General features: G+C 62.9%; 23 protein-coding genes. 15 read left to right on the top strand and 8 right to left on the bottom strand.

Annotation, left to right across the window (positions count from 1 at the left end; all coding sequences use genetic code 11):
• Positions 1–222 precede the first annotated feature (222 nt).
• Complete coding sequence (locus FFM81_RS15045) at positions 223–1,125, bottom strand: LysR family transcriptional regulator (RefSeq protein ID WP_003569492.1); 903 nt, start codon at positions 1,123–1,125, stop codon at positions 223–225.
• Between the two features lie 135 nt (positions 1,126–1,260).
• Between FFM81_RS15045 and FFM81_RS15040 the strand changes: the two genes are divergently transcribed.
• From FFM81_RS15040 to nadE, 4 genes are all read left to right on the top strand, one after another.
• Entirely contained in the window at positions 1,261–2,478 is a 1,218-nt protein-coding gene (locus tag FFM81_RS15040; protein WP_138384747.1) for an HlyD family secretion protein, read from the top strand.
• Between the two features lie 99 nt (positions 2,479–2,577).
• The gene (locus tag FFM81_RS15035) at positions 2,578–4,197 is read left to right on the top strand and encodes an MDR family MFS transporter (protein ID WP_003569490.1); all 1,620 of its coding nucleotides are present in this window, start codon (positions 2,578–2,580) and stop codon (positions 4,195–4,197) included.
• Between the two features lie 23 nt (positions 4,198–4,220).
• On the top strand, positions 4,221–5,426 hold the full coding sequence (locus tag FFM81_RS15030) for an adenylate/guanylate cyclase domain-containing protein (protein ID WP_138384748.1): 1,206 nt from the start codon (positions 4,221–4,223) through the stop codon (positions 5,424–5,426).
• Positions 5,427–5,504: 78 nt separating this feature from the next.
• Positions 5,505–6,338: an ammonia-dependent NAD(+) synthetase gene (gene nadE / locus FFM81_RS15025; RefSeq protein WP_138384749.1), complete on the top strand. Its 834-nt coding sequence runs from the start codon at positions 5,505–5,507 to the stop codon at positions 6,336–6,338.
• A gap of 11 nt (positions 6,339–6,349) precedes the next feature.
• Here nadE and FFM81_RS15020 read toward each other — a convergent pair whose 3' ends face one another.
• Positions 6,350–7,021 carry a glutathione S-transferase N-terminal domain-containing protein gene (locus FFM81_RS15020; RefSeq protein ID WP_138384750.1) on the bottom strand — a complete coding sequence of 224 codons (672 nt, stop codon included), beginning with the start codon at positions 7,019–7,021 and terminating at the stop codon, positions 6,350–6,352.
• 112 nt (positions 7,022–7,133) lie between these two features.
• Between FFM81_RS15020 and FFM81_RS15015 the strand changes: the two genes are divergently transcribed.
• On the top strand, positions 7,134–7,745 hold the full coding sequence (locus FFM81_RS15015; protein ID WP_025415664.1) for a TetR/AcrR family transcriptional regulator: 612 nt from the start codon (positions 7,134–7,136) through the stop codon (positions 7,743–7,745).
• Here the strand turns inward: FFM81_RS15015 and FFM81_RS15010 are convergent.
• The gene (locus FFM81_RS15010; protein WP_097537321.1) at positions 7,713–8,984 is read right to left on the bottom strand and encodes a multidrug efflux MFS transporter; all 1,272 of its coding nucleotides are present in this window, start codon (positions 8,982–8,984) and stop codon (positions 7,713–7,715) included. The genes FFM81_RS15015 and FFM81_RS15010 overlap by 33 nt on opposite strands.
• A gap of 115 nt (positions 8,985–9,099) precedes the next feature.
• Between FFM81_RS15010 and FFM81_RS15005 the strand changes: the two genes are divergently transcribed.
• Positions 9,100–9,441 (top strand): nuclear transport factor 2 family protein, encoded by a 342-nt coding sequence (locus FFM81_RS15005; RefSeq protein ID WP_003569484.1) that lies wholly within the window; start codon positions 9,100–9,102, stop codon positions 9,439–9,441.
• Positions 9,442–9,466: 25 nt separating this feature from the next.
• Here the strand turns inward: FFM81_RS15005 and FFM81_RS15000 are convergent, their stop codons facing one another.
• The 3 genes from FFM81_RS15000 to FFM81_RS14990 all read right to left on the bottom strand — a co-directional run bounded on the left by FFM81_RS15000 (position 9,467) and on the right by FFM81_RS14990 (position 11,470).
• Positions 9,467–10,198 carry a sulfite exporter TauE/SafE family protein gene (locus tag FFM81_RS15000; protein ID WP_097537322.1) on the bottom strand — a complete coding sequence of 244 codons (732 nt, stop codon included), beginning with the start codon at positions 10,196–10,198 and terminating at the stop codon, positions 9,467–9,469.
• A 76-nt stretch (positions 10,199–10,274) separates the two neighbouring features.
• The gene (locus tag FFM81_RS14995) at positions 10,275–10,928 is read right to left on the bottom strand and encodes a class I SAM-dependent methyltransferase (protein ID WP_003569481.1); all 654 of its coding nucleotides are present in this window, start codon (positions 10,926–10,928) and stop codon (positions 10,275–10,277) included.
• A gap of 215 nt (positions 10,929–11,143) precedes the next feature.
• Positions 11,144–11,470 carry a hypothetical protein gene (locus tag FFM81_RS14990; RefSeq protein ID WP_003569479.1) on the bottom strand — a complete coding sequence of 109 codons (327 nt, stop codon included), beginning with the start codon at positions 11,468–11,470 and terminating at the stop codon, positions 11,144–11,146.
• A 223-nt stretch (positions 11,471–11,693) separates the two neighbouring features.
• Between FFM81_RS14990 and FFM81_RS14985 the strand changes: the two genes are divergently transcribed.
• Together FFM81_RS14985 and FFM81_RS14980 are read left to right on the top strand one after the other, a co-directional pair.
• A complete protein-coding gene (locus tag FFM81_RS14985; RefSeq protein ID WP_003569477.1) occupies positions 11,694–12,296 on the top strand; it encodes a superoxide dismutase in 603 nt (200 codons plus the stop codon).
• Between the two features lie 108 nt (positions 12,297–12,404).
• Positions 12,405–13,250, top strand: a complete 846-nt coding sequence (locus FFM81_RS14980; RefSeq protein WP_003569475.1) for a metallophosphoesterase — start codon at positions 12,405–12,407, stop codon at positions 13,248–13,250.
• A 201-nt stretch (positions 13,251–13,451) separates the two neighbouring features.
• On the opposite strand, the gene FFM81_RS14975 is transcribed toward FFM81_RS14980, so the two are convergent.
• Positions 13,452–14,144 (bottom strand): helix-turn-helix transcriptional regulator, encoded by a 693-nt coding sequence (locus FFM81_RS14975; RefSeq protein ID WP_138384751.1) that lies wholly within the window; start codon positions 14,142–14,144, stop codon positions 13,452–13,454.
• Positions 14,145–14,272: 128 nt separating this feature from the next.
• Between FFM81_RS14975 and FFM81_RS14970 the strand changes: the two genes are divergently transcribed.
• The 4 genes from FFM81_RS14970 (at position 14,273) to FFM81_RS14955 (ending at position 16,873) form a co-directional block, all read left to right on the top strand.
• Positions 14,273–14,908, top strand: coding sequence for a LysE family translocator (locus FFM81_RS14970; protein WP_025415672.1), 636 nt, complete (start codon positions 14,273–14,275; stop codon positions 14,906–14,908).
• A gap of 202 nt (positions 14,909–15,110) precedes the next feature.
• The gene (locus tag FFM81_RS14965; protein WP_003569471.1) at positions 15,111–15,551 is read left to right on the top strand and encodes a c-type cytochrome; all 441 of its coding nucleotides are present in this window, start codon (positions 15,111–15,113) and stop codon (positions 15,549–15,551) included.
• Between the two features lie 133 nt (positions 15,552–15,684).
• Positions 15,685–16,599, top strand: a complete 915-nt coding sequence (locus FFM81_RS14960; protein ID WP_003569469.1) for a c-type cytochrome — start codon at positions 15,685–15,687, stop codon at positions 16,597–16,599.
• Between the two features lie 13 nt (positions 16,600–16,612).
• Complete coding sequence (locus FFM81_RS14955) at positions 16,613–16,873, top strand: hypothetical protein (RefSeq protein WP_003569467.1); 261 nt, start codon at positions 16,613–16,615, stop codon at positions 16,871–16,873.
• Here FFM81_RS14955 and FFM81_RS14950 read toward each other — a convergent pair.
• Complete coding sequence (locus tag FFM81_RS14950) at positions 16,870–17,364, bottom strand: GNAT family N-acetyltransferase (RefSeq protein WP_003569465.1); 495 nt, start codon at positions 17,362–17,364, stop codon at positions 16,870–16,872. The two genes, FFM81_RS14955 and FFM81_RS14950, sit on opposite strands and share 4 nt — an antisense overlap.
• Before the next feature lie 260 nt (positions 17,365–17,624).
• On the opposite strand from FFM81_RS14950, the gene dmeR reads away from it, so the two are divergent.
• The 3 genes from dmeR to bla all read left to right on the top strand — a co-directional run bounded on the left by dmeR (position 17,625) and on the right by bla (position 19,933).
• Positions 17,625–17,897 (top strand): Ni(II)/Co(II)-sensing transcriptional repressor DmeR, encoded by a 273-nt coding sequence (gene dmeR / locus FFM81_RS14945; protein WP_003569463.1) that lies wholly within the window; start codon positions 17,625–17,627, stop codon positions 17,895–17,897.
• Positions 17,898–17,921: 24 nt separating this feature from the next.
• Positions 17,922–18,908 carry a CDF family Co(II)/Ni(II) efflux transporter DmeF gene (gene dmeF, locus FFM81_RS14940; RefSeq protein ID WP_003569461.1) on the top strand — a complete coding sequence of 329 codons (987 nt, stop codon included), beginning with the start codon at positions 17,922–17,924 and terminating at the stop codon, positions 18,906–18,908.
• Between the two features lie 107 nt (positions 18,909–19,015).
• On the top strand, positions 19,016–19,933 hold the full coding sequence (gene bla, locus FFM81_RS14935; protein ID WP_138384752.1) for a class A beta-lactamase: 918 nt from the start codon (positions 19,016–19,018) through the stop codon (positions 19,931–19,933).
• Positions 19,934–19,938 lie beyond the last annotated feature (5 nt).

The following is a 19,938-nucleotide window of genomic DNA, read 5'->3' as shown; positions in this document are numbered from 1 at the left end:
GGCCCGCCCCTCATCTGCCTGCCGGCACCGACCGGGGTCGAGCCACGGGTCTCGACCCGTCCTTCGGACCCCGTAAATGGGGCGAAGGGGGATAGCCGCAACCTCTCCGTCCCTCGCTAGCGTTTCGCAGGGCACGTCCCTCTCCCCGCGAGCGGGGAAAGGGCTAGGGTGAGGGGCAATTTTCTTGCTGTGAGGGCAGTCTATACTCCCGATCGCCGCCCCTCACGTCATCCACTTCCGATGCTCCGCAAATCTCTCCGCAAGCAAGTCGATGAACAGCCGCACCTTGGTCGCCAGATGGCTGCGGTTGGGATAGACGGCGTTGATGTTGAATTCGATTGGACGGTAGTCCGGCATGATTTTCACCAGCCGTCCTTCGGCGATGTCGTCGAACACCACGAAACTCGGGGCCAGGAAGATGCCCTGGCCATTCAGCGTCAGGAAGCGCAGCATCTCGGCGCTGTTGGAGATGACGTTGCCGCCGATCTTGACGTTTTCCTGCCGGCCTTCGCTGTCCTCGAAGCGCCATTCCTCGCCATAGGGGTAATAGGCATATTGCAGGCAATTGTGATCGGCGACCTCGGCCGGTCTTTGCGGCATCGGATGACTTTCGAAATAGGCAGGCGAGCAGACGAGCACATGGCGCCAGGGTGTCAGCTTGCGGGCGACGAGCGACGAATCCGGCGGCGGCACGGTGCGGATCACCAGATCGTAGCCGTCCTCGATCATGTCGACCATCCGTTCGCCGATGCTGAAATCGAGCGAGATCGACGGGTAGAGTTCCATATATTCGCTGACGACCGGCAGCAGGAAACGCACGATGGCGCTGCTGGTATAGACCTTCAGCGTGCCGCGCGGCGTGGTGCTCAGCGCGCCGGCCGTCCGGTCCGCCTCATCGAGTTCGGCAAGGATCTGCGAGGAGCGTTCGTAATAATATTTGCCGGTTTCCGTCAGGCTCACCTTGCGCGTCGTGCGGTTGAGGAGGCGCACGCCGAGCCGATCCTCCAGCGATTGCACGTGATTGCCCACCATGGTCACGGACATGTTGAGCCGTCGCGCGGCGGCGGAAAAACCGCCGCATTCCACCACCTTGCCAAAGACGGCAAGGCTTGTCAGTCGATCCATATTGCCCTCGGATTATCCGCTGAGAGTTGATGATCCTTCCCGATATAAGCAGATTATCAGAATGAACGGCAGGGTGCATTTTCCCTTCAACTGAACAGGGCCTCTGAAACGGGCCGGCATTGAAGGAGAAGCACGATGGTTGAGTTGCCCCGCAAGGACGTTTTCGACACTGCCCGGCAGGCCGATGCCGCCCCTGCGGCCGAAGCGCCGAGCGCCGCGGTGGCAGAAGCGCCCGTCGTCGAGGCTCCGGCTACGGAAATTCCGGCGGGGACCGGCCGTAGAATGTTCAAGCGCGCCGTCATTGCCGCCGCACTGCTTGCCGGCGTCGCCTTCTCTGCCGATTTCGGCTACCGCTACTGGACGGTGGGTCGCTTCATCGAATCCACCGACGATGCCTATGTGAAGGCGGATTACACCACGGTCGCCCCGAAGGTCGCCGGCTACATCAGGCAGGTGCTGGTCAACGACAATGACACGGTCAAATCGGGCCAGGTTCTCGCCCGCATCGACGACCGCGATTTCCAGGCAGCCCTTGCGCAGGCGAAGGCCGATCTCAAGGCAGCGGAAGCCGCCATCACCAATATCGATGCCCAGATCGCCCTGCAGCAGTCGGTGATCGAGCAGGCGAGGGCGACGATCGATGCCTCGCAGGCCTCGCTGGATTTTGCCGTTTCCGATGCTGCCCGCTCGGCCCGGCTCATCACCAGCGGTGCCGGCACGCAATCCCGTGCCGAACAGACCCAGTCGGCTCGCGACCAGGCCGCCGCCGCCGTCGAGCGTGACCGGGCAGCCCTCGTGGCAGCCGAGAATAAGGTCCCGGTTCTTCAAAGCCAGCGCGAACAGACGATTGCCCAGCGTGATCGCGCAGCCGCTGCCGCCCGCCAGGCCGAACTCAACCTTTCCTATACTTACATCGTCGCTGCCGTCGACGGCACTGTTGGCGCCCGTTCGATCCGCGTCGGCCAATACGTCACATCAGGCACGCAGCTGATGGCCGTCGTGCCGCTGCATGCCGTCTATGTCGTCGCCAATTTCAAGGAAACCCAGCTAACCCATGTCCGCCCCGGTCAGCCGGTCGAAATCAAGGTCGACAGCTTTCCCGACACCGCGATCAGAGGCCACGTCGACAGTGTTTCGCCGGCCAGCGGCCTCGAATTCTCGCTGCTGCCGCCTGATAATGCCACCGGCAACTTCACCAAGATCGTCCAGCGCATCCCGGTCAAGATCGTCATCGATGACGAGGCTCTGAGCGGCCTGTTGCGCTCCGGCATGTCGGTCGAGCCGGAAATCGATACCAAGGCTGCCCGGACCGAGGCGGCAACAGCCGAGGGATCATCCCGCCACGCCGGATAGCGTTCTTCCGCCCTTTTCCGAACGACCATCGATCATTCCTGAATGATCGCCCGAACCCCGTCATGAGAAGGTTTCCGCATAGGCGGAAAGAGATCAGCCATGGCCACTCTTCAGAACGCCGCAAACAACAATTCGCTGGCGCGCCCCGTCACTGCGGCGCCCGTGACGGCCGCTGCCATTAGCCCGGTCCGCATGTGGATGGCCGTCGTCGGCTCGACCCTTGGTGCCTTCATGGCGGTCCTCAACATCCAGATCGTCAACGCCTCGCTTGCCGATATTCAGGGCGCCATCGGCGCCGGCAGCGATGATGGCGGTTGGATTTCGACTTCCTATCTGATCGCCGAGATCGTCGTCATTCCGCTCAGCGCCTGGCTGGCGCGGGTCTTCTCGCTCCGCAATTATCTGCTCGTCAATGCCATCCTCTTTCTGATCTTCTCCGTCGCCTGCGCCTTCGCCGCCAATCTGCAGCAGATGATCATCCTGCGCGCCATTCAGGGTTTTTCCGGCGGCGTGCTGATCCCGATGGCCTTCACCATCATCATCACGCTGCTGCCCAAGCCCAAGCAGCCGATCGGCCTTGCCCTTTTTGCCCTGTCGGCCACCTTCGCACCGGCGATCGGCCCGACGATCGGCGGTTACCTCACCGAGAACTGGGGATGGGAATATATCTTCTACGTCAACCTGGTGCCGGGCGCGCTGATGGTCGGCCTGCTCTTTGCTTCGCTCGACCGGGCGCCGATGAACCTGAAGCTGCTTGCCAAGGGCGATTGGCCTGGTATCGTCACCATGGCGATCGGCCTGGCAGCGCTGCAGACGGTGCTGGAAGAGGGCAACAAGGAAGACTGGTTCGGCTCCGATTTCATCCTTCGCCTGTCTGTTATCGCTGCCGTCTCGCTGACGCTGTTCATCGTCATCGAGCTGAAGGCCGCCAATCCGCTGTTGAACCTGCGCCTGCTGTTGCGGCGTAACTTCGGTTTCGGCATCGTCGCCAACTTCCTGCTCGGCATTGCGCTCTACGGCTCTGTCTTCGTGCTGCCGATCTATCTCACTCGTATCCAGGGCTATAATTCCGAGCAGATCGGCATGGTCCTGGCATGGACCGGCATTCCGCAGCTGCTGCTGATCCCGCTGGTGCCGCGGCTGATGAAACGTTTCGACGTCCGGCTGCTGATCGTTGTCGGCTTTGCGCTTTTTGCCGCCTCGAATTTCATGAATGTCCATATGACCGGCGATTATGCCAGCGATCAGCTGTTCTGGCCGAACATCGTCCGCGCCATCGGCCAGGCGCTGGTCTTCACCCCGCTTTCGGCGATCGCCACCGCAGGCATCGAGCAGGAGAATGCCGGTTCGGCCTCCGCGCTCTTCAACATGATGCGCAATCTCGGCGGCGCGGTCGGCATCGCTTCGCTGCAGACCTTTCTCTCGAAGCGCGAACAGTTCCATTCCAACATCCTGACCCATTCGGTCTCGGTTTTCGAGGAAGCCACCCGCGATCGCATTGCCAGACTGACCGGCTATTTCATGAGCCACGGCGTCAGCGATCAGGCGCTCGCCGGCCACAAGGCCGTCGTCGCCATCGCGTTCAAAATCCGCAAACAGGCCAATATCATGGCCTTCAGCGACACCTTCTTCCTGCTCGGCGTCGCTCTTGTCGTTGCCCTGCTGGCAAGCCTGCTTCTCAAAAAGCCCGGTCAGCTCTCCGGTGGCGGCGCCCATTAGTTCGTCTGAAGGAGGAGATAGCCATGACGACTGCGATCCATGTTCCAGATGCCGATCGGTTTCAGCCAAAGGCCGCCGGCAATGCCGTCAGCCCCGGCGCGTTGCTCTCCGTGATCGAATGGCTCTCCGGTGACGAATGCCACGCGCTCGACGAGGCAGGCCTCGTCTCCGGCCTCGGCCGCAGACTTCAGGCGTTCGGCCTGCCGGTCGACCGGTTGACGCTGCATCTGACGACGCTGCATCCCGAGCTCATCGGCCGCACCATCGCCTGGGCGCCGGGCGAGCCGGTGGAGATCCACGACCGTGAACATGGCGCCCGCGTCGCCATATCAAACACGCCGCTGCGCAAGGTGATGGAAACCCGCGAGCCGCTGGTCGTCGGCATCGGTGAAAGCGCCCATGGCCGCTGGCAGCATATCGATGTCTTTGCCGACCGCGGCCTGATGCAGCTCGTCATCGCGCCGCTCTGCAATGCCGACGGTCCGGTCAGCGCCGCGGTCTTCGCCACCAGGCGGCCGGGCGGCTTCACCGCAGCCGAGCAGCAGCTGATCGAGCGCATCCTGCCGGCGCTGCGCAACACCAGCGAGCTGCGCATTCTGCGCCAGGTCGAGCTCAGCCTGCTCGATACCTATATCGGCCCGCTGACGGCAAGCCGGATTCTGGCCGGCCGCATCCGCCGCGACGAAATCGAATCGATGCAGGCGGCGCTGCTGCTCTGCGATCTCAGAGGCTTCACCGAATTGTCGAACCGGCTGCCCGGCAGCACCGTGCTTGGCCTGCTCAACGCCTATTTCGACAGGATCGTCCCGGCGATCACCCGCGAGGGCGGCGAACTCTTGAAGTTCATGGGCGATGCGGTGCTTGCCTTCTTCCCGGGTTACGACGCCGCCCACTCCTGCGGCGCCGCGCTGGCGTCGGCCCGCGCCATCCTCGATGAGATCGATCATTTCCACTATGAGGGAATCGGCGTGAAGGCCGGCATCGCGCTCCATTATGGCGATGTCAGCTACGGCAATATCGGCTCCGGCCGCCGCCTCGACTTCACCCTGATCGGCCGCGACGTCAACCTCGTCAGCCGCATCCAGACCGCTTGCAGCGAGTTGGGCGAGCCCTTGCTGATGTCGGCGCCGTTTTGCGAAGAGGCCGGGGCAGGGGACGCCGTCTCCGCCGGGGTGCATCGGTTGAAGGGATTCGCGGAGCCGGTGGAGTTGTTTACGATCGCAAGGTAGAGGGGTGACACACGCTTTACCCTTCCCCTATCTTTCCGCCATAGTGCGCCCAACTCCACCACACCGAGGAAACCACCTATGACTGTGCTGTCCGACGAACAAGGCGAGATCATCCGCGATCTGGGCGTTGCCGCCGAGATCGATCCCGAGCATGAGATCGAGCGGCGGACCGAATTCCTCAAGGACTATCTCGTGGCGTCGGGCATGCGTGGCTATGTGCTCGGCATCAGCGGCGGTGTCGATTCGCTGACGGCGGCGCTGATTGCCCAGAAGGCGGTGCGCGAGCTGCGGCACAGCGGTCATGCGGCGGAATTCATTGCCGTGCGGCTTCCCTATGGCGTCCAGGCTGATGAGGCCGATGCGGCGAGGGCGCTTGAAACGATCGGTGCCGATCGCACAATAGTGGTCAACATCAAGGCGGCGGCGGATGGGATGCTGGCGGCGGCTCAAACCGGCGGCCTCGCCTTTGCCGATGCCGGCCGGCAGGATTTCATCCTCGGCAACATCAAGGCCCGCCAGCGCATGATCGCCCAGTTTGCGCTCGCTGGCGCGCTCGGCGGCCTGGTGATCGGCACCGATCATGCAGCCGAGGCGGTGATGGGCTTCTTCACCAAATTCGGCGATGGCGCCGCCGATATCCTGCCGCTCGCCGGTCTCAACAAACGCCGCGTCCGCCTGCTGGCAAAGCGGCTCGGTGCGCCGGATGAGCTGGTGTTCAAGGTGCCGACTGCCGATCTCGAGGACCAGCGGCCGCTGCGTCCCGACGAGGAAGCCTATGGCGTCACCTATGACGAGATCGACGATTTCCTCGAAGGCAAGCCGGTCGGCGAAATCGCCCGCCGCCGGATCCTTGCCGCCTATCGCGCAACCGCCCACAAGCGCGCTCTGCCGGTCGCCGTCAACGCTCTCTGAGAGCGCCGACTCTACGGCCGGACCGGCTCGCCTGTCCGCCCGGCCGAGGCGAGATAGGCCTGTGGCGCGAAATAGACGCCGTCGGCATCGAAGGCCTCGAGGTCTTCAGCTTGCAGTGCTTCACGCACCTTCGGGCGTGCCGCCACCCGCGCCATGAAACCGTGCAGATCAGGCCATTGCTTGAGGTCGATGTCGGTCCAGGGCGACCAGTTCAGGCAGACGAAAAGATAGGCGTCCGCCACCGTAAAGGCCTCGCCGGTGAGATAAGCTCCGGCGAGACGGCCGTTCAGCCAGGTAAGCCGTTTGGAGATCAGCGCGCGGATCTCCCCATGCACGCCGGAATAGGCCGGGTTGAACAGCAGCACCATTGGCTTGTGCAGCTCGGCGGTGATGAAATTGAGATAGGATTGTACCTCACTGCGGCTGAGATCGCCGAGTTCGGGAAGCAGCGCCGAGCCCTCGGCGAGGAATTGCACGATCGCCGGTCCCTCGGTCAGCACCTTGCCGTCGTCGAGCATCAGGGCCGGCACATAACCGTTGCCGTTGATGCTGAGATAGTCCTTGCCGTCGCTCGTCTTGTGGGTCTGCCGGTCGACCTGAACGAGCTCGATATCCACTCCCAGCTCCCGGCAGATGATGTGCGGCGAAAGCGAGCAGGCTGCGGCGTGCATATAGAGTTTCATTGCGGTTCCTCTCCTCACGGGGCGATGGCGCCCTGCCAACGACCATTGAATATCTGTACTGTTTCGCATAAAATAATCTCCGTCAAGAATTTAATGCGAAACGGTATAAAATATGAAAGACGAGAAGAAGCGCGGCCGCCCGAGGGGTTTTGACGCCAAGGCAGCACTCGGCAAGGCGCGGGATGTCTTCTGGGACAAGGGATTCTCTGCCGCGTCGCTCGATAATCTGAGTGCGGCGACCAACCTCAACCGGCCGAGCCTTTACGGCGCTTTCGGCGACAAGGAGGCTCTCTATCTCGATGCACTGGAAGGCTATCGGCAGGATGGCATGGGCGTGCTGACGGAGGCGCTCGACCCGTCGCTGCCGCTTCGCGACAATATCGCCCGCGTCTATGCCGGGGCGCTGGCAATCTATCTGCACGGCGAAACCGCCGCCCGCGGCTGTTTCCTGATCGGCACGGCCACCGCCGAGGCGATCCAGCATGAGCGCGTCCGCGAAGTGCTCGGCCGCAGCCTCACCGATTTCGATGGCGAGATCGAAAAGCGCATGCGCCTTGCCGTCGAACGCGGCGAGCTTCCTGACAGCGCCGACCCGCAGATGCTGGCAAGGCTCGCCTCCGCCGTCATGCATTCGCTTGCCGTGCGCGCCCGTGCCGGCGACAGCCGCGAGACGCTCGAGGCGATCGCCCGATCAGGCGTCGAGCTGATCTGTGGACGGTCCTAAGGCCAGCTCAGACGTCTGCTGATCCCGCGGTCGCACCATCCAGGCATAGACGGCACCCACGACAAGCAGCACCGAGGTGCCGAGGAAAACCGCCCGCATGCCGATATGTCCGCCGACGAAACCGCCGAGGATCGGGCCGGCCACCTGGCCGACATATTGCGAGGAGATAGAAAGCCCGAGAATGCTGCCGGCCGCACTGTCCGGAACGCTGTGGCGGATGACCGCGGCGATGCAGGGCAGCAGCCCGCCGAGGGCTGCCCCCATCAGGAAACGCAGGACGATCAGTTGCCAGGAACTGGTGACGAAGGCCTGCGGAATCAAAAGCAACCCAGCGACGGCGAGCGCGCCTGCGATCACCGGCCAGTGGCCGATCCGGTCGGCGAGTTTGCCGAGCCACGACGCCGAAAGAATGCTGCCGAGGGCGGCCGCCGACATGACGATGCCCGAGATCATCGTCACTTGTGTTTCGACGGCGACGATCTGCGCGACATAAACGGTAATGATCGGCTCGATCGACATGTTGGCGAACATCAAGAGCATGCCGGTCGCCAGCATGGCGATCACAGGCCGCTTGTCGGCGATGGATTTCCAGCCGCCGCTTGCCTTAGCCGCCTGTTTGCGGGCCGGCGATTTCTCCTCCTTGATCAGAAAGGCGGTGGCGAGAAAGGCGAGGAAGATCAGGGCCCCGGCGGCGAGAAAGGTGCCGCGGATGCCGATGATCGGCGGCAGCGCCCCACCGATGAGCGGCCCGACGAGATTGCCGGCCATGATGCCGGAGGAGAGCACACCGAGCGCCCAGGCCGAGCGATCTTTCGGCGTCTGCGTCGCCACCAGCACCATCGAGCCGGAGGAATAACCGCCGGCAAGCCCGACGAAGAGGCGCAGCGCCACCAGCTGCCAGACATTGCCGGCCATGCCCATCAGCGAGATCGCCACCGTCATGCCGAGGCTGGCGCGCACCAGCATCAGCTTGCGGCCATAGATATCGCCGAGCCGCCCCCAGAGCGGCGCGACGAGGGCGGCGGCCAGGAAAGTGGCGCCATAGGCAATACCAGACCATTGCACGATCGCCGCATGGTCGGCCACGCCGAGTTCCTCGACATAAAGCGGCAGGAAGGGCAGCAGCAGCGTCATTGCCACGATCGTCGTGAAGGAGCCGATCAGCGAGATGGCGAGGTTGCGCTTCCAGTAGATCGAGCCTGCGCTAACGCTCGCAGCGTTGAATTGCGTATCGGTCATTCCTTGCCTCGGCGTCGATCAGGAAGGCGCAATTGCGCCGAAACTGGATCATTTCAGGTAAAAGTGCTAGACATACTGATTGCGTGATGCAATCGGTTAATCGGAGGATATTGCCATGAACGATATGCGCACGAGGCAGCAGACCGTCCGCGATCTCTACGCCGCCTATCTCGACGACCGCAAGGATAAAGTCGTTACCATGCTGACCGAGGATTTCACGTTCTCCAGTCCGCGCGACGACCATATCGACCGGGCAACTTATTTCGAGCGCTGCTGGCCGGAGCAGCCGCTCTTCCGCGCCATCCACATCGAATTCCTGGCGGTCGACGGCGACGAGGCGGCTGTCCGCTACCGCGCTGAAAAACTGGACGGCGAAAGCTTCGCCAATATGGAGAGCCTGCGCTTCCGCGGCGATAGGATCGCCTCCGTCGAGGTCTATTTCGGCCGGACGCTGTAACTCGGCTGGCGGCGATCGGCCGCTTTTACAGGAGCCGCATTGCCGACGTGGCGATGATGACCATCGACACCGCCACCATCAGCGGCCGCACCGGCAGCCGTTTGACGAGGATCGCGCCGAACGGGGCGGCGATGACGCCGCCGATGATCAGGCCGATCGCCGAATTGAGCTCCGACCAGCCGAGCGTCAGGATGAAAGTCAGCGAAATCGTCAGCGTCACGGCGAATTCGGTGAAGTTGGTCGAGCCGATTACCCGTTTTAGGTCGTGGCCGCGGCCGACGAGCGTGCTGGTGACGACCGGCCCCCATCCGCCGCCGCCGATCGCATCGAGCATACCGCCGCAAAAGCCGACGGGCGGCACGGCCCAGTCGCGCACCTCGCGCTTGGCCGGCGGCCGAAAGGCTTTGTAGAGGATCAGCAGGCCAATGGCGATCAGATATGCCGACACGAAGGGTGCAATCACCTTGCCGTCGGTATTGGCCAGCAGATAGGCGCCGATCGCCCCACCGATCATGCCGGCCGGTGCCAGCCGCGCCACCAGCCGCCAATCGACATTGCGATGATAGGCATGCGAGATCCCCGATGCGGCGGTCGTAAACATTTCCGTCACATGGGTCATGGCGCTGGCATTGGCCGCCGGCACGCCGAAGGCGAGAAGGCTCGTGGTCGACAGCACGCCGAAGGCCATGCCGAGCGCACCGTCGACGATCTGCGCGCAAAAGCCAACGACGATGAATAAGAAGAAATCCGATGTCATGCGGGTCCCCTCAGACGAACGGTAGCATCAGAACAGTCGACGCGGGAAAAAATCTTATGTCAGGCGGCCAGTCCTCTCAGCCGACAAATCCGCGCTGCTTCAGCCGGACGATCTTGAAAAAGCCGTTCGGAAAGACAGGCAGGATCTCGGCAGCGTCAAAATCGCCGCGACGCTCGGCCCAGGCGAGGATGCGGTGGATGCGAAAGGCGGAGGACCAGCCGATGTGACGCACCAGCGGCGCCACCGCCGTCTCGATCGCGCCCTGCAGACCGGCGCCGTCGCCGAGTTTGCTGGCGAGGATGATCTCGCCGCCCGGCCTGAGCACCCGGGCGCATTCGTCCAGCGCCCGCTCGGGTTCGGGGATCAACGTGATGACGAAGGGCAGGCTGACCGCATCGAAAGACCGGTCGGCAAAGGCGAGGGCATGCGCATCCATCACCTCTAGCGCGCTGATATGCTGCAACTTTTCGCGCCGCACCTTGTCGCGCGCCCGGGCGATCATGTGTTCGGAAATGTCGATGCCGGTCACCCGGCAGTGTCGCGGGTAATGCCCGAGCGTCAGGCCGGTGCCGACACCGATTTCGAGAATATCAGGCCCGGCCGCGGCGGCGAGTGCGGCAAGCTTGCGGTGGCCATCGCGCAGGATGCCGCGATAGACGCGGTCATAGACCGGCGCCCAACGCTGATAGATTTTCTGCTGATCTTCCGCCCTGCTGCGAAGCTCTGACATGCCGGCACCTCCCCAGAGCAATGCCGGGAAAATTAAAAAACGGTTTTCCAGGAATTGCACAAAACAACAGATGTGAGCGGTTCTGCGCCCTAATAAACGGAACCTCTTTAAGGCCCAGCCTTTCAACTCCTAAGGGTAGGCTCCGGTTCCCCGCGAAATGTGACGCAAGGCACATATTTCACTCGCGACCCTTGGGAGGGCAATGCTGCGGCAGCCTATTTCGCCGGCATGAGCCCGAGGTTTTTGGCGTCGAGCTCGCTGCCGATTTCGACGGATTTCTTCTGCTTGTCGTAGACGCAGATCTGGGCGACGAGCCCCTTTGCGCCCTTCGGCCTGCCCGTCACCAGGGCGAGCGCGTAATGGGCGGAGCCGAAGGGATCGACTGTGGCGGCAGGCGCCTCGATTGCCACCGCCGCCTTCTTGCACTTGGCCTCGACATCGGCTGCCAGCTCCTTCCAGGCTTCATCGGAGGAGGCATAGGCCGCAGTTGAAAAGAAGGGAAGCGCGGCGATGGCCAGAAGCGGGATTATATTCCTGTTCATATCGGGTCTCCGTTGAGCTCTATCACAGGCGAAGCGGTTTTCGCGGCCGCATCCCAGGGATTTGACCAGGCGATTTCCACGCGCAACTTCAGCCCGGCAACTGAGGCAAATTTTCCTCCGGCCGGTCGTTTTTTGATATTTCGCCGGTTGCCTCTCCCCCTTTCCCCTCCTATGTTCCGCCTCACCTGCCGAGACGCAATCTATTGCCAAGAGGAGATCTGACATGGCTTTCGAATTGCCTGAACTTCCCTATGATTACGAAGCGCTTGCTCCCTTCATGTCGAAGGAAACGCTGGAGTTTCACCACGACAAGCACCATAAGGCCTATGTTGACAACGGCAACAAGCTCGCCGCTGAAGCCGGTCTCTCGGACCTCTCGCTCGAAGACGTCGTGAAGAAGTCGTTCGGCACCAATGCCGGCCTCTTCAACAACGCTGCCCAGCACTACAACCATATCCATTTCTGGAAGTGGATGAAGAAGGGCGGCGGCGGCAACAAGCTGCCGGGCAAGCTCGAAGCGGCCTTCGCCTCCGATCTCGGCGGCTACGACAAGTTCAAAGCCGACTTCGCCAATGCCGGCGCCACCCAGTTCGGCTCCGGCTGGGCCTGGGTTTCCGTCAAAAACGGCAAGCTCGAAATCTCCAAGACCCCGAACGGCGAAAACCCGCTCGTCCACGGCGCCACCCCGATCCTCGGCGTCGACGTCTGGGAGCATTCCTATTACATCGACTATCGCAACGCCCGCCCGAAGTATCTCGAGGCCTTCGTCGATAGCCTGATCAACTGGGACTATGTCCTGGAGCGCTACGAAGAAGCCACGAAGTAAGCTATACTGGCTGCTTGCAGATCCGCACCCGGCGCCCCAAACGCCGGGTGTTTCGTTTTGACGGGAAGCCGTCACATTGCTGTCACCGGCCACTCCTAATCACCCACCATGTCCCCTTCCGCTCTTCCCCTGTTCCGCTTCGGCATCATCGCCGACCCGCAATATGCGGCAATCCCCCCGCATGCGGCGATGGACCGCTATTATGCTAACAGCCTCGCCAAACTCGCCGAGGCGATCGCGGTCTTCAACGGCTGGGAGCTAAGCTTCGTCATGACGCTCGGCGATGTCATCGACCGGAGTTTCGCAAGCTTCGACGATATCCTGCCGGTCTACGAAAAGCTCAGGCACGAAGCGCTTTTCCTGCTCGGCAATCACGATTTCTCAGTCTCGTCAGGCCATCTCTCCGAAGTCGCCACCCGTCTTGGCATGCCGTCGCCCTATTACAGCTTCTCCCGCCACGGCTGGCGCTTCATCGTGCTCGACGGCAACGAGGTCAGCACCTTCGCGCCGCCCGAAGGCCATCCGCATCGCGACCTTGCCGCTGAGATGCTGGCGGCGCTGCAGGCCAAAGGTGCGGCGAATGCCCATCGCTGGAACGCCGCATTGAGCGACGCGCAGTTCGCCTGGCTCGGCGATGAAATCGCCAACGCTGCCGCGGCCGGCGAAAAGGTCATCGTCATGAACCATTATCCGGTGCATCCGCCCGGCCAGCACGGCATGTGGGACAGCGAGCGCATTGTCGCCCTGCTCGCCGAGCAGCCCAACGTCGTCGCCTATCTCAATGGCCACGACCACGTCGGCAATTACGGCCGGGCCGGCACTTGCCACTTCGTCAATTTCAAGGGCGTGGTCGACACCGAGAAAGAAAACGCCTTCGCCATTGTCGAAGTATATACCGACCGCCTCGAAATCCGCGGCTTCGGCCGCGAAGAGAGCCGCACGCTGGGTTTTTAGGTTCAGACTGCGCATATTTTATTCCGGCTGTGCGCCAAGGGTTGGCAGCAAGATGTCCCTCACCCTAACCCTCTCCCCGTAAAAACGGGGAGAGGGGACATGCCCTGCGAGAGGTTGGTGGGGCATGGAGAGGTCGCGGGATCCCTTCGCCCCGCAAGCGGGAGAAGGTGCCGGCAGGCGGATGGGGGGTTGCGACGCGCTTCAGCCTGGCGCCGGTGCTTCCGTCCACCCGCTGGTCCACAATTCCCGCAACCGATCGCCGTCGCCCTTGAAGAAATCCTCGGCCTCCTCGCAGCGCTCCACCCGGTCGCTGCGGAAATTGCGGATGGCCTGGCGCAGTTCGCACCAGGCGACGATATTTGCCGTCTGCGAATAATAGATCAGCGCGATCGGCCGGATCGTCCGCTCGCTGGCGCGGCCGAGCTCGTCGCGGTAGGCGAGCATCAGCTTGCATTCGTCGCGGATCGCCCGGCGCACGATCGCAAGGTCGAAACCGGCCGGCTGCGCGATCGAGCCCCAGGCATAAAGCGCCTTGGTGTCCATCGCCTGGCGCAAAGGCGCCGGCACGGCGCCTGATATCTTCCGGTTGACCCGGCGGGCGGCCTGCTTGAGTTCTTCGTCCGCCGTGCGTTCGAGCAGCGCCAGCGACAGCACGATCGCCTCCATCTCCTCGATCGAAAACATCAGCGGAGGCAGGTCGAAGCCGGGCCGCATGATGTAGCCGATGCCGCGCCCGCCCTCGATCGGCACCCGCATCGCCTGGAGGGCGACGATATCGCGATAGATCGAGCGCACCGTCACCTCGAGCGTCTCGGCCATGACAGCCGCCGTTATCGGCTTTCTGGCGAGCCTGAGGATCTGAATGATCTCGAAAAGCCGCGACGCCTTGCGCATTTTACCTTCCCATCCCTTACGCTCCTGACAATACACTGTCAGTTGGGTCTGCGTATAGAGCCGCCTATCGGATTGAAATCAATCAGGGTCTTTCAAAACGACCCGCAGAACTCAAGGCGGTAACTGACATGGACTACCATCAAAACCTCTGGCTTTTTTTCACCCTTCTCTTCGGCATCATCATCGTGCCCGGCATGGATATGCTCTTCGTGCTCGCCAATTCGCTGACCGGCGGCGTCAAGCGCGGGCTTGCGGCGACAAGCGGCATCATGGCCGGCGGCGCGGTGCATTCGGCCTATGGTGCGGCCGGCGTCGGCGTGCTCGTCACCATGCTGCCGCAGCTTTTCAACGTGCTGCTCGTTGCCGGCGTCGCCTACATGATCTGGATCGGCATTTCGCTGATCCGCAGCTCGATCACCGTCGAGGCGGTCGGGCCAGGAACGGCGCGCTCCGGCTGGCGCGCCTTCCGCCAGGGCGCCGTCACCTGTCTCGCCAATCCGAAGGCCTATATATTCATGTTCGCCGTCTACCCCCAGTTCCTCAAGCCGGAATACGGCCCGGTCTGGATGCAGGGTCTGATCATGGGCGCCATGACGGTTGTCACCCAATTCGCCATCTACGGCACGCTGGCGATGACGGCCGGCCGCAGCCGCGACCTGCTGGTCGCAAACCCCAACGCCACCGCCTTTGTCGGCCGTTTTGCCGGATTGCTGCTGGTTGCTGTCTCTGCCTTCAGCCTCTGGCAGGGGTGGAAAAGCGCCTGAGCGCGACTGCATGTCGCCTGGAAGTGCGCGCGCTTCCGGGTAATGACCTGCGGAACGACTGCTTATCACATTGTTTTTATGACGATCCGGCAAAAAGTGACTGTCTGCCGCCGTGGATTTTGTCATGCTCCCGGTGCAGATTGGCCAGCGACCATCTTGGCCGCGGGAAAATGCAGGGAAATTGAGAAAACGGAGAGGAAATATGAATTGGAAAGCAGTAGCTGCCGCCGTTGCGATGGCTGGCATGGCCTTCGGTTCGGTGACCGCCGCCGATGGCACCCATGATTCGCGCATTGCGCTGATGAAGAAGATCGGCGGTTCGGCGGGCGCCATGGCCGCCATCGCCAAGGGCGAGAAGCCCTATGACGCCGAGGCAGTAAAGACGGCGCTGACGACGATCGCCGCAACGGCCAAGGTCTTCCCCGACCAGTTCAAGCCGGGCACCGAGACCGGCGACAAAGAGGCAAGCCCGAAGATCTGGGAAAACATGGACGACTTCAAGGCGCGCGCCGCCAAGCTTTCCACTGACGCCGAAACCGCGCTGGCCCAGCTTCCGGCCGATCCTGCCGCCGTCGGCGCGACGATGAACACGCTTGGCGCCAATTGCGCGGGCTGTCACAAGGCCTATCGTATCAAGGAGTGATAGGCCGTTTGATCTGGAACTTGATAGGCGATCCGCGCCGGCCTTGCCGCCGGCGCGGATCGCCTTATTCTCCGCCCGTGCGAGCTGGCCGCAGGCTCGTTCCGCACAGAAATTTCGCCAAAAGGGGAGGGGCATGATCCGCAGGTTCATCCGGTTACTGCTCTGTCTGATCGGCGTCGCCGTGCTCGGCGGGGGCGCCTTCTATCTCATCACTTCGCCCGATCCGCTGCCGGAGAGCCATTGGGCAGCTCTCGGTGCGCCGGATCCGGCCAACGGCCAGATGATGTTCTGGGCGGGCGGCTGTGTCAGCTGTCATTCAGCCCCCGGTTCCGAAGGCGATGCGAAGCTGACGCTGACAGGCGGTCTGGCGCTGAAGAGCCCTTTCGGCACCTTCCACGTGCCGAACATCTCGCCGGATGAAAAAGCCGGCATCGGCGCCTGGACGCTGGCCGAGTTCGGCAATGCGATGAAGCGCGGCGTCGGCCCTGGCGGCGAGCATCTCTATCCGTCCTTTCCCTATGGCTCCTATGCCCGCATGAGCGACAAGGACGTCAACGATCTCTTCGCTTTCCTAAAAACCCTGCCGAAGAGCCCAAACGTCGCGCCACCGCATGAGTTGCCGTTCCCCCTCAACATCCGGCTGGCGCTCGGCGGCTGGAAATTCCTTTATTTCAACGATCAGCCGCGCGTGGCGCTCGCCAACAGCGACGACAAGATCAAGCGCGGGCAATATCTCGTCGAAGGTCCCGGTCATTGCGGCGAATGCCATACGCCGCGCGATGCGCTCGGCGGCTTCCAGGCAGATCAGTGGCTCGCCGGCGCGCCCAATCCGGAAGGCAAGGGCCGCATACCCGATATCACACCTTCCTCTAAGAGCATTGGCGGCTGGAGCGAGGCCGATATTGCCAGCTACCTCGAAACCGGCTTCACCCCCGATTTCGATTCCGTCGGCGGCTCGATGGTCGATGTGCAGCAGAACATTGCCCATCTGCCGGCCACCGACCGCGAGGCGATCGCCGCCTATCTGAAGGCCGTGCCGGGGCGGTAGATTTAGACAATCCATGAAGACCAAGCCGACCCTTGAACAGCTCGCTCTCGTCACCGACCGCATGCACGCCCGTCTTGCCGCGCGCAACGTGGTGCGTGCGAGCTGGTTCGACGAGACGATGACGCTGATGGAGGCGCGTTTCGCCGAGAGGTTGGAAGACCCCCACGATCTGGCGTCGCCGCGCGCCGCTGCTCTTGCCTTCATCAAGGCCGCGCTCCACCAATGGGCGACGCGGCCGGCGCATGAAGCAGGCGGAAATCACCCGCCGGCTTAGGCGATCGACTGCATGTAGCGCATGCCGGTGACCGGACGCGGGGTGAAATCCAGCTGTTCGTAGAACCGGTGCGCCAGCACGTTGCCGGTGGCGGCGCTGACGGAGAGGTAGCCGCAGCCGGCATTGCGCGCGGTCTCGCGGGCCCGGTCGACGAGCAACTGGCCGGTGCCGTGGCCGCGATGGCCGTCGCGCACGAAGAGATGATGCAGGTCCATGCCGCGCTTGCCTTCCTGCGCCCTGTAGAGCGGCACGAGAATGGCGTAGCCGATCAGCCCTTCGCCGGTCTCGGCAACGAGCGCCTGGATCCAGGGCAGCGGGCCGAAGAGATCGCGCTCCAGCTGCTCCGGCGTTGTGCCGGAAGGATCGCCATGATGGGCGGCGAGCAGGGCGATCATCGCGTTGAGCTCGGGCAGGTCGCGCGGCTTGGCGGCGCGGATTGTCACCACCGATGGGCGCATTAGTGAAATTTCGCTGTCTTCGATTTCGGTCATGTCTTCGCGTCCTTTGATAGTCTGCCGTCAGGACGCTGCCGATACAACAAAGCCGCCTGACGGCGGCTTGTTGACAATATGATCTGTCCGGCCGCCCTTTACAGGTACAGCCAAAAATACGAGCGGCTCTGGTGCGCGTTTTTGATCACGGATCATCAATCGTCGGAAATGCGGTGTTTGTCAATGGCCGATCGCCGCGCATCGGCAGCGACCCCGCTTTCCCTCTTGATACTATACCCCCCTATGCTACATAAGGACTCATGTCTCACACCACCCTGCAGAAAAAGAAACTCATCGCCCGCGTCAGCCGTTTGAAGGGGCAGATGGAGGCCGTCGAGCGGGCGCTCGAGGCGGAGCGCCCCTGCGGCGAGATCCTGCAATTGCTTGCCTCCATTCGCGGCGCCCTGACCGGCCTGACCGGCGAGGTGCTGGACGATCACCTGCGCGAACATGTGCTGAATGCCGATGACGACGCGGCAAGGGCCCAGGCGGTCGAAGAAATATCTGAAGTACTGAGAACCTATATCCGCTGAATGCTGTGATGAAGGAGCCTGGGAATGAGTGCCGGGATCGACAAGGCTGGAATGAACGCGCTGGAACATGATCATATCTTCCTCGGCGCCGATCATGCCGTGAACGAACGGCGCATCTGGCTGGTGATCGTGCTGACGGCGGTGATGATGGTGGCGGAAATCGCCGCCGGCACGGTCTACGGCTCGATGGCGCTGGTCGCCGACGGCTGGCACATGTCGACCCATGCCAGCGCACTTTTGATTTCCGCACTCGCCTATCTCTTCGCCCGCAGGCAGGCGCGCAACCCGCGTTTCACCTTCGGCACCGGCAAGCTCGGTGATCTCGCTGGTTTTGCCAGCGCCATCATCCTCGCGCTGATCGCCCTGCTGATGGCCTGGGAAAGCTGGCTGCGTCTTTCAAATCCGGTGCCGATCGGTTTTGCCCAGGCGATTGCCGTCGCGGTGATCGGCCTTGCCGTCAATCTGATCAGCGCCTGGCTGCTGGCCGGCGGCGGTCACGCGCATGGCCATCACGCGCATGGCCACGGGCACCACCATCATGGTGGTCACACCCACGATCATCACGCCCGCGATCATCACGCAAAGCCCGGCGACAACAATATCCGCGCCGCCTATCTGCATGTCGTCGCCGATGCTATGACCTCCGTGCTCGCCATCGCGGCGCTGACGCTCGGCAGCCTCTATGGCTGGCTCTGGCTCGATCCCGTCATGGGCATCGTCGGCGGGCTGGTCATCGCCAACTGGTCCTGGAGCCTGCTGAAATCCTCCGGCGGCGTCCTTCTCGACGTCGTCCCGCACGGCGAGACGCTGCCGGCTGAAATCCGCGAGGCGATCGAGACGGAGGAGGACCGGATCACCGATCTGCATGTCTGGCAGGTCGGCCCCGGCCATCACGCCGCCATCGTTGCCGTCGTCACCGCGACAGCGCGGGAGCCGGCCTTCTACAAGGGCAGGCTTTCGGCGCTGACGGAATTGTCGCATGTGACGGTCGAGGTCACGCGCGCGGCATAATCGCTCGGCGGACAACAAGTTGCTTGGCGGACGACTTCGTCGCCGCGAGGACGAGATGCCGCCGCAATCGCGTCTTAGCTCTGGTCTCCGATTCGCCGGAGGATGTCATGGATCTCAGTCTTACCCGCCGCCTGCTGATGGGCTCGGCGCTTTGCCTGCCTGCTTTGGGACTGCCTGTGCTGGCGCTTCCCGCCAATGCTCAAGAGGGGGCGGAGCAGAAGGCCGGGGAGGACGACGACAACGTCGAGAAGCGCCTTGCCGCGCTGGAAAAACGCACCGGCGGCCGCCTCGGCGTCTCGGTGCTCGACACTGAGACCAGCATTTCCTTCAACTATCGCGGCAGCGAGGCCTTTCCGATGTGCAGCACCTTCAAGGCGCTGGCCGCAGGCTTCGTGCTGGCTCGTGTCGACAAGGGCGAGGAAAAGCTCGACCGGCGGGTGACCTATGGCAAGGACAAGCTCGTCGACTATTCGCCGCTCAGCGAGAAACACGCAGGAGCCGATGGCATGACCATCGCCGAACTCTGCGAGGCGGCGGTGACGGTCAGCGACAATACGGCCGGCAACCTGCTGCTCGAAAGCTTCGGCGGGCCGGCGGGGTTGACCGACTGGCTGCGCTCGATTGGCGACGGCACGACCCGTCTCGACCGCACCGAACCGACACTGAACGAGGGCAAAAAGGACGATCCGCGCGACACGACTAGCCCGGATGCAATGCTCGACACGCTCGGCAACCTGACCCTCGGCTCAATCCTCACCGAGGCCTCTTGCGACAGGCTGATCGCCTGGCTGGTGGCAAGCACAACCGGCGGCGAGCGGCTGAGAGCCGGCCTGCCGGCCGATTGGAAGGTCGGCGACAAGACCGGCACCGGCCCGAACGGCTCCCTCGGCGACATCGCCGTCATCTGGCCCCCCGACCGCGGCCCAATCGTCGCCGCCGTCTATATCGCCGAAGCGACCGTGCCGGTGAAGGACCTCAACCCGGTCTTTGCCGAAGTCGGCAAGATGATTGTCGAGATGGTTTGAAGCGG

The organism is Rhizobium hidalgonense, assembly GCF_005862185.2.
GTDB classification, from domain to species: Bacteria; Pseudomonadota; Alphaproteobacteria; order Rhizobiales; family Rhizobiaceae; genus Rhizobium; species Rhizobium hidalgonense.
Note: the sequence above shows the minus strand (reverse complement) of the source record. Positions and strands in the feature narration are given on the sequence as shown.

What these genes read in the sequence shown, in the direction of transcription:
- FFM81_RS15045 (WP_003569492.1), bottom strand. Translation starts at nt 1,125, where the DNA reads ATGGATCGACTGACAAGCCTTGCCGTCTTTGGCAAGGTGGTGGAATGC.
- FFM81_RS15030 (WP_138384748.1), top strand. Translation starts at nt 4,221, where the DNA reads ATGACGACTGCGATCCATGTTCCAGATGCCGATCGGTTTCAGCCAAAG.
- FFM81_RS14975 (WP_138384751.1), bottom strand. Translation starts at nt 14,144, where the DNA reads ATGCGCAAGGCGTCGCGGCTTTTCGAGATCATTCAGATCCTCAGGCTC.
- FFM81_RS14970 (WP_025415672.1), top strand. Translation starts at nt 14,273, where the DNA reads ATGGACTACCATCAAAACCTCTGGCTTTTTTTCACCCTTCTCTTCGGC.
- FFM81_RS14950 (WP_003569465.1), bottom strand. Translation starts at nt 17,364, where the DNA reads ATGACCGAAATCGAAGACAGCGAAATTTCACTAATGCGCCCATCGGTG.
- FFM81_RS15005 (WP_003569484.1), top strand. Translation starts at nt 9,100, where the DNA reads ATGAACGATATGCGCACGAGGCAGCAGACCGTCCGCGATCTCTACGCC.
- FFM81_RS14985 (WP_003569477.1), top strand. Translation starts at nt 11,694, where the DNA reads ATGGCTTTCGAATTGCCTGAACTTCCCTATGATTACGAAGCGCTTGCT.
- FFM81_RS15010 (WP_097537321.1), bottom strand. Translation starts at nt 8,984, where the DNA reads ATGACCGATACGCAATTCAACGCTGCGAGCGTTAGCGCAGGCTCGATC.
- FFM81_RS14995 (WP_003569481.1), bottom strand. Translation starts at nt 10,928, where the DNA reads ATGTCAGAGCTTCGCAGCAGGGCGGAAGATCAGCAGAAAATCTATCAG.
- bla (WP_138384752.1), top strand. Translation starts at nt 19,016, where the DNA reads ATGGATCTCAGTCTTACCCGCCGCCTGCTGATGGGCTCGGCGCTTTGC.
- FFM81_RS14965 (WP_003569471.1), top strand. Translation starts at nt 15,111, where the DNA reads ATGAATTGGAAAGCAGTAGCTGCCGCCGTTGCGATGGCTGGCATGGCC.
- FFM81_RS14990 (WP_003569479.1), bottom strand. Translation starts at nt 11,470, where the DNA reads ATGAACAGGAATATAATCCCGCTTCTGGCCATCGCCGCGCTTCCCTTC.
- FFM81_RS14955 (WP_003569467.1), top strand. Translation starts at nt 16,613, where the DNA reads ATGAAGACCAAGCCGACCCTTGAACAGCTCGCTCTCGTCACCGACCGC.
- FFM81_RS15000 (WP_097537322.1), bottom strand. Translation starts at nt 10,198, where the DNA reads ATGACATCGGATTTCTTCTTATTCATCGTCGTTGGCTTTTGCGCGCAG.
- dmeR (WP_003569463.1), top strand. Translation starts at nt 17,625, where the DNA reads ATGTCTCACACCACCCTGCAGAAAAAGAAACTCATCGCCCGCGTCAGC.
- dmeF (WP_003569461.1), top strand. Translation starts at nt 17,922, where the DNA reads ATGAGTGCCGGGATCGACAAGGCTGGAATGAACGCGCTGGAACATGAT.
- FFM81_RS14980 (WP_003569475.1), top strand. Translation starts at nt 12,405, where the DNA reads ATGTCCCCTTCCGCTCTTCCCCTGTTCCGCTTCGGCATCATCGCCGAC.
- FFM81_RS15015 (WP_025415664.1), top strand. Translation starts at nt 7,134, where the DNA reads ATGAAAGACGAGAAGAAGCGCGGCCGCCCGAGGGGTTTTGACGCCAAG.
- nadE (WP_138384749.1), top strand. Translation starts at nt 5,505, where the DNA reads ATGACTGTGCTGTCCGACGAACAAGGCGAGATCATCCGCGATCTGGGC.
- FFM81_RS15035 (WP_003569490.1), top strand. Translation starts at nt 2,578, where the DNA reads ATGGCCACTCTTCAGAACGCCGCAAACAACAATTCGCTGGCGCGCCCC.
- FFM81_RS14960 (WP_003569469.1), top strand. Translation starts at nt 15,685, where the DNA reads ATGATCCGCAGGTTCATCCGGTTACTGCTCTGTCTGATCGGCGTCGCC.
- FFM81_RS15020 (WP_138384750.1), bottom strand. Translation starts at nt 7,021, where the DNA reads ATGAAACTCTATATGCACGCCGCAGCCTGCTCGCTTTCGCCGCACATC.
- FFM81_RS15040 (WP_138384747.1), top strand. Translation starts at nt 1,261, where the DNA reads ATGGTTGAGTTGCCCCGCAAGGACGTTTTCGACACTGCCCGGCAGGCC.